Origin of the sequence: Nocardiopsis sp. TNDT3 (assembly GCF_003427465.1) — a bacterium.
GTDB lineage: Bacteria > Actinomycetota > Actinomycetes > Streptosporangiales > Streptosporangiaceae > Nocardiopsis > Nocardiopsis dassonvillei.
In genome coordinates this window covers 1-6870 of the sequence record NZ_QPFC01000747.1, presented here as the reverse complement: position 1 = coordinate 6870, position 6870 = coordinate 1, and the positions used below count along the sequence as shown (strand labels likewise).

General features: G+C 74.2%; 6 protein-coding genes. 3 read left to right on the top strand and 3 right to left on the bottom strand.

Features of this window, described 5'->3' with window-relative positions; genetic code table 11:
• Positions 1-97 precede the first annotated feature (97 nt).
• From DQW06_RS18485 to mraZ, 3 genes are all read right to left on the bottom strand, one after another.
• Positions 98-565 carry a hypothetical protein gene (locus DQW06_RS18485; protein WP_117198994.1) on the bottom strand — a complete coding sequence of 156 codons (468 nt, stop codon included), beginning with the start codon at positions 563-565 and terminating at the stop codon, positions 98-100.
• Positions 566-575: 10 nt separating this feature from the next.
• The gene (gene rsmH, locus DQW06_RS18480) at positions 576-1649 is read right to left on the bottom strand and encodes a 16S rRNA (cytosine(1402)-N(4))-methyltransferase RsmH (RefSeq protein ID WP_071621621.1); all 1074 of its coding nucleotides are present in this window, start codon (positions 1647-1649) and stop codon (positions 576-578) included.
• A gap of 278 nt (positions 1650-1927) precedes the next feature.
• A complete protein-coding gene (gene mraZ, locus DQW06_RS18475; protein WP_013151938.1) occupies positions 1928-2359 on the bottom strand; it encodes a division/cell wall cluster transcriptional repressor MraZ in 432 nt (143 codons plus the stop codon).
• Between the two features lie 533 nt (positions 2360-2892).
• Between mraZ and DQW06_RS18470 the strand changes: the two genes are divergently transcribed.
• From DQW06_RS18470 to DQW06_RS18460, 3 genes are all read left to right on the top strand, one after another.
• Positions 2893-3885, top strand: a complete 993-nt coding sequence (locus tag DQW06_RS18470; protein WP_013151937.1) for a MoxR family ATPase — start codon at positions 2893-2895, stop codon at positions 3883-3885.
• A 62-nt stretch (positions 3886-3947) separates the two neighbouring features.
• Positions 3948-5189 carry a DUF58 domain-containing protein gene (locus DQW06_RS18465; RefSeq protein WP_198662480.1) on the top strand — a complete coding sequence of 414 codons (1242 nt, stop codon included), beginning with the start codon at positions 3948-3950 and terminating at the stop codon, positions 5187-5189.
• A gap of 8 nt (positions 5190-5197) precedes the next feature.
• The coding region (locus DQW06_RS18460) for a DUF3488 and transglutaminase-like domain-containing protein (RefSeq protein ID WP_157983484.1) at positions 5198-6870 on the top strand (1673 nt) is incomplete at its 3' end.

The window sequence follows — 6870 nt, the reverse complement described above, 5'->3', positions numbered from 1 at the left end:
CGGCGCGGCTCGCGCTGGGGCCTCTTGGGCCGGGACCCCGAGCGGTTGGCCGCTCCGGGCCTGCGGGGGTTCCGGGGACGCCGGTCTCTGGGAGTACTCACTCACCGCTCCCGGTGGCGCCGCTGATCTCACCGGTCTCGGGGTCGAGGAAGAGCGGGGGTTCACCGCCCTGCTCCATGCCCATGGCCTCTGCCTCGTCGGAGATGCGCTCGGAGCTCTCCAGTTCGGCGACCGTGCTGCGCCGCTGCTGCTCCTCGTAGGACAGCTCCCGGTTCTCCTCCTTGAGGTTGGCGATGGCGAAGGCCTCCTCGGCCACGACGCTGCGCAGGACGAGCAGGCTGACGAGCGTGGCCCCCAGCAGGAACAGGATGAGCAGGACGAAGGGGATGCGCGGCGCCCGGCCCTGCGCACCGCCCCCGGTCCGGGTGCGCTTGGCCCGTGCGGGCGCGGCCGCGGGCCTGGTCGCGGGTTCGACCGCCCGCTTGGGCCGCGCGGGGGCGGCCTTCCCGGTGGGGGCCTTGCCACCGCGTACGGGCGTGCGGCGCGTGTCCGTCCTCGTGCTCATCTGGGTCTCCCTACTGCCGCGGCGGTCGCACGCGTTCGGCCGCCCGGAGGCGGGCCGACTGCGCGCGCGGGTTGCGTTCGTTCTCTTCGTCCGTGGGGAGTTCGGCCCCCCGGGTGAGCAGCCGGAGTTCGGGCTGCCGTTCGGGAAGGGGGACCGGCAGGTCGGCGGGCGTGGTGTCGGTGGCCAGCGCGGCCAGGGCCCTCTTGGTCATCCGGTCCTCCAGCGAGTGGTAGGACAGCACGGCCACACGGCCCCCGACCGCCAGGCGCGCGATCGCGGCGGGCAGGGCGCGTTCGAGGATGGACAGTTCGGCGTTGACCTCGATGCGCAGGCCCTGGAAGGCGCGCTTGGCGGGGTGGCCGCCGGTGCGGCGGGTGGCCGCCGGGATGGCCTCGCGCACCAGTTCGGCCAGCGCGCGGGTGGACTCGATGGGCGCCTGGGCGCGCTGGCGCTCGATGGCCCTGGCCACGCGGGAGGCGAAGCGCTCCTCGCCGTAGGTGCGCAGCACGCGGGTGAGCTCGGCGACCGGGTAGGTGTTGACGACCTCGGCGGCGGTCAGAGACTGGTCGCGGTCCATGCGCATGTCCAGCGGCGCGTCGTGGGCGTAGGCGAAGCCGCGGTCGGTCTCGTCCAGCTGCGGCGAGGAGACGCCGAGGTCGAGCAGGACGGCGTCGGCCTCGGCCGCGCCCGCCTCGTCCAGGGCTCGCGGGATGTCGGAGTAGACCGCGTGCACGAAGTGGGTGCGGTCGGCGTAGGGCGCCAGGCGTGCGGCGCTGCGCTCCAGGGCGGTGGTGTCGCGGTCGACGCCGACCAGGCGCATGCCGGGGCAGGCGCGCAGGAGCGCCTCGGAGTGGCCGCCCAGGCCCAGGGTGCCGTCGACCAGGACGGCGCCGGGCCGCTCCAGGGCCGGAGCGAGCAGTTCCACGATCCGGTCGAGCATGACGGGCACGTGCAGGGGGTCGGCTCCGGAGCGGGCCGCGTCGAGGCGCGCCTGCTCCCCGGCGGGGTTCTCCCCGTCGGCGGGCACGCCGCTCCCGTCCGTGCGGGCGCCCCCGGTCCCGCCGTCCTGCCCGATGTCCCCCATGTGCTGCTGTTCCTCCACGCTGTCGCCGTCTCCCCCCGAGTCGCCGTGGTAGCGCCGCGGTCGGTGCGCTCCACGGTGTCCTTGGCACGGCCCGGCGGGTTCCGGCGGGCCTCCGGACACGGCCGCTATTGTCCACCTTCCGGTGGCTTCGCGCTCACGACCTGGCACCGGGGAAGTCGCGCCAGCTCGTGGAGACCGCGCCCGGAGGCCGTTGCCGGACTCCGGCTTGCGAGGGTGTGGACTGTGTGCTGATCGGCCCGGCGGTGCTTCCGCCGGGGTCACAGCACCCCGGGCAGCACCTCCTCCGACAGTTGCGCGAAGGCGGGTTCCTGTTCGGCCTCGTAGTCCGACCACGCCCGGGAGTCCCAGATCTCCAAGCGGGTGTTGGCGCCGATCACGACGCACTCCCGCTCCAGGCCCGCGTAGTCGCGGAGCTTGGCCGGGATGGTGACCCTTCCCTGTTTGTCGCAGTTCTCGTCCGAGGCGCTGGCGAAGAGGACCCTGCTGTAGTCGCGCACCGCCTTGGCGGTGACCGGGGTGGTGGCGAGGGCGTCGGTGATGCGCCGGAACTCCTCCGTCGGGAAGACGTAGAGGCAGCGTTCCTGGCCCTTGGTGATCACCAGACCCCCCGACAGCTCGTCGCGGTACTTCGCGGGGAGGAAGAGCCGCCCCTTCTGGTCGAGCCGGGGCGTGTGGGTGCCGAGGAACACACTTCCACCTCCCTCACCCTCGAAGTGGAGAATTCACCCTCTCCACGGTGCCCCACCTTACTCCACTCTTCCCCACCGTCAACAGATCTTTCCGGCTTTTACGCCCACTGCGGGCCAGGAAAACGCAGGTCACAGCGTTGGCCGTGATGGTGGGGGAAGGTGGAGGGCGCGGGGTGTGTCGCGGAGGAGGCGACCCCGGGGACCGCGACGACCTGCGGCGGCACCGCGCGCGTGCCCGCGTGCGCGCACGCGGAAGGGCAGAGCGGGCTCCCGGCGGGCGGCCCGGCGTGTCGGACGGGCGGGGCGGTGTCCCGGCCGGTCGGAGCCGGGGCCCTCACCCGCTCCGCACTCTCGGCCGGCACCGGCGCCGCCACCGAGGATCAGAAGGGTGATTGGAGCCCTTTGGCCTCTTTGACCATTCCTGGAACCAATCGGCCGCTGATTCCGGCGCTTTGGTTTGCAATCGGTTGGAATGGGCTTAGCCTCGGTTCCGAACAGCGACACGCGGAGCCACAGGGAGCGGGAGGGGTCTGGTGTCACTCGGTACACACCACGGCGGTCGCGGGGGCGACGTCCAAGGGGACGTCGGTGAGATCGTCGCCGTGGCCGACCGCGTCCGCGCCGCGATCGAGACGGTCATCGAGGGCAAGCCGGAGGTGCTGCGCCTGGCGCTGACGGTCCTGCTCGCCGAGGGCCACCTGCTCATCGAGGACGTCCCCGGCGTCGGCAAGACCATGCTGGCCAAGGCCCTGGGCCGGGCCGTGGACTGCTCCGTGCAGCGCGTGCAGTTCACGCCGGACCTGCTGCCCAGCGACATCACCGGTGTCAGCGTCTACCACCAGGACCGGCGCGAGTTCGAGTTCAACCCCGGCCCGGTGTTCGCCAACATCGTGGTGGGCGACGAGATCAACCGCGCCTCGCCCAAGACCCAGGCCGCCCTGCTGGAGTGCATGGCCGAGCGCCAGGTGAGTGTGGACGGCCAGACCCGCGCCCTGGAACGGCCGTTCATGGTGGTGGCCACCCAGAACCCGGGCGACATGGAGGGCACCTACGCCCTCCCCGAGGCCCAGCGCGACCGGTTCATGGCCCGCGTCTCGGTCGGCTACCCCGCCCCCCAGGCCGAACTCGACATGATCGACTCGCACAGCTCCAGCTCGCCGCTGGAGGACCTGACGCCGGTCACCAACGCCGCCCAGGTCCGCGACCTGGCCGACCGGGTGCGCACGGTGCACGTGGCCCCGGGCATGCGCCGCTACGTCGTGGACCTGGTCAACGCGACCCGCACCAGTCCCGAACTGCGCCTGGGCGCCTCCCCGCGCGCCACCCTGCACCTGGTGCAGGCCGCCCGCGCCTACGCCGCCCTGGACGGACGGCACTACGTCGTCCCCGACGACGTGCAGGCCCTGGCCGTGCCGGTGCTCGCGCACCGGCTGCTGCCCGGCCCCGAGGCGCAGATGGAGCGCCTGACCCCCGAGCAGATCGTGGCCAAGCTGGTCGCGCGCCTGCCCGTGCCCGGCCCGCAGTAGACCCCCGGCGCCCGCGGCCCTCCGCTCCGCCCCGTACGCACCCGCCCCCTGAGAGAGGGTCCATGCGCCCGCACCGAACCCTCACCGCACGAGGCGTCTGCATGCTCATCCTCGGCCTGACCGCCCTGGTGTCCGGCCTGGTCGTGGGGCAGCGCGAGGTCGTGGGCCTGGGCGTGCTGCTGACCGTGATCCCGCCGCTGTCGGCGCTGACGGTCCTGGGGGCCGCCTCCCGCGTCGTGCACAGCCGCACCCTGTCCCCCGTGCGCATCCCGGCCGGGCACAACGCCCGGGTGGAACTGCGTGTGGGCAACTCCTCGCGGACCTGGCCGGTGGCCGCGCTGTCGGTGCGGGACACGCTGCCCGTGCCGCTGGGCGGCGAACCCCGCTACACGGTGGGCTACCTGGGTCCGCGCGCCGTACGCGACGTCGCCTACCTGGTGCGCCCGGCCGTACGCGGGGACTACCCGGTGGGTCCGCTGTGGGTCGGCGTGACCGACCCGCTGGGGTGCGTGCGGGTCAGCCGCGACGTGGGCGGGCCCTCGCGCCTGCTCGTGACCCCCGTGACCGTCCCGCTGACCGCGCTGGGCGCCGCCGACGGCTCCAAGGGCGAGGACTCGCCGCGGCGTTCGGTGAGCGGCGCCGGGGAGCAGGACCCCGTCCCCCGCGAGTACCGGTACGGCGACGACCTGCGCAAGGTGCACTGGCGGTCCACCGCCAAGCACGGTGAGCTGATGGTGCGCCGGGACGAGCAGCACTCGCGGGAGAGCAGCGTGGTCCTGCTGGACACGCGGCGCGGGGCGCACGGGCACCCGGGGCCCGCCGGGTCCCTGGAGACCGCCGTGAGCGCCGCCGCCTCGGTGGCGGTGCACCTGCTCGACGGCGGCCACGAGCTGCGCCTGCACACCGAGCGGGGCCGGGTCCCGACCACGAGCGCGTCGGGCGTGCTGGACGGCCTGGCCGTCGCCGAGCCCTCCGACACCCCCGGGCTGCTCGGCGGGATCGGCATGCTGGCCGAATCCTGCGGGGCGACCGGCCTGGTCGTGGCGGTGCTGGGCGCGGTGGATCCCGAGGAGGCCGCCGCCCTGTCCCGCACGGGCGGCCGGGGCGTGCGCGTGGCCGTGCTGTGCGCGCACGCCGCCTGGCCCGGCCCCGACACCCTGCGCGGGGTCCACGACGTGCTGACCGCGGCCGGATGGCGCGTCCTCGTCCTGGGTTCCACCGCCGAACTGCCCGACCTGTGGCGCCGCGCCTGGGCTCCCGCTCCCGCCGCCGGGCCGCACACCCCCCGGAAGGGTCCGCGTTGAGAGCACTGATGCCCCTGGCCACCCTGGCCTGCCTGTTGATGGCGATGCCACTGCTGGACGGCCTCGTACGGGGCGAGGCCTGGTGGGTCCCGGCCCTCGTGATGACGGTGGCGGTGGGCGGGGTGTCCGCGCTGTACCGCCTCAGCGGCTGGAGCTCCTTCCCGGTGCCGTTCCTCCAGGTGCTGGCGGCGGCGCTGCTGATGACGCCGCTGTTCGCCGGACACGTCGCGCCGCTGGGGCTGCTGCCCTCCGGTGACACGGCGCTGCACCTGCTGCGGGTGTTCGACGAGGGCCTGGAGACGATCGACACCAGCACGCCCCCGGTCTCCTCCACCGCCGGGGTCATGCTGATCATCGCGCTGGTGTTCGTCCTGTTCGCGATCATCGCGGACTTCCTGGCGGTGACCGCGCGCTGCCCCGGGATGGTCGGCGCCCTGGTGGCCGTGCTGATGGCGGTCCCGCTCATCGTGGACGACGCCGGACTGGGCTGGCCGGCCGCGACCAGCGGCGCCGTCGGCTTCCTGCTGCTGCTCGCGGTGGACGTGTGGGTGCGCGGCCGCGAGTGGGGCGTGCGCGTCCCCGACGGCCACGACTCCTCGGCCCGTGTGCTGGGCGCGGTGGGCAGGGCGACGACGGTGGCGGTGGCCTCGGCCGCCGCGGTGCTGCTGGCGCTGACGGTGCCGCTCGCGGTGCCGTCGCTGCGCACCGACGTGCTCCACACGATGGCCGACGGCACCTACATCGGCACCGGCGGGGACCGCATCACCACCACGCACCCGCTGGTCTCGCTGCGGCGCGAGCTGGCCTCCTCCTCCGACCGCACCGTGCTGACCTACCGGACCGACGCCGAGCGGCCCGACTACCTGCGCACGTACGTGCTGGACGAGTTCGACGGCGCGAACTGGACGATGACGCCGGTCAGCGCCTCGGGCGACACCCTGGTCGACGGGGAGCTGCCGCTGCCCACCGGGTGGGGCTCGGAGCCCTCAGGCGACGCGGTGACCACGCGGATCTCGATGGACTCGGACGCGCCCGGGATCGACTTCCTGCCGTTGCCGTACTGGGCGCGGACGGTGGACGTGCCCGGGGAGTGGTACGCCGACCCGGCGAGCCACGTGGTGTTCACGACCGAGAGCGCGCCCACGGGGCTGAACTTCACCGTGCAGACCCTGGGCCGGGAGCCGTCCGCCGAGGAGCTGGCCGACAGCGGCAGCCCGCGGTCGCTGCCGGGCGACTTCCGCGACCTACCCGGCGACCTGGACCCGCGGGTCCGGGAGCTGGCCGAGGACCTGACCGAGGACGCGCGGAGCCCCTACGAGCGGGCGGTGGCCATCCAGGACCACTTCACGGGGGGCGCGTTCACCTACGACCTGTCCCCGCCCGCGGTGCCCGACGGCGCCGACCCGCTCGCCCACTTCCTGTTCGGGGACCGGGTGGGCTACTGCGAGCAGTTCGCCGGGGCGATGGCGGTCATGGCCCGACAGGTGGACATCCCGGCGCGGGTGGCGGTGGGCTACACCGCGGGCGAGCAGCAGGGCGACGGCCGCTGGGCGGTGTCCGTGGGCGACGCCCACGCCTGGCCGGAGCTGTACTTCGAGGGCGCGGGCTGGGTGCGGTTCGAGCCGACCCCCTCCTCCGCCGGGGGGCAGGGCTCGGCGTCGGTGCCCGACTACTCCCGGGG

Coding starts and splice junctions, on each gene's coding strand:
- DQW06_RS18485 (WP_117198994.1), bottom strand. CDS start 565: ATGAGCACGAGGACGGACACGCGCCGCACGCCCGTACGCGGTGGCAAG.
- rsmH (WP_071621621.1), bottom strand. CDS start 1,649: ATGGGGGACATCGGGCAGGACGGCGGGACCGGGGGCGCCCGCACGGAC.
- DQW06_RS18465 (WP_198662480.1), top strand. CDS start 3,948: ATGCGCCCGCACCGAACCCTCACCGCACGAGGCGTCTGCATGCTCATC.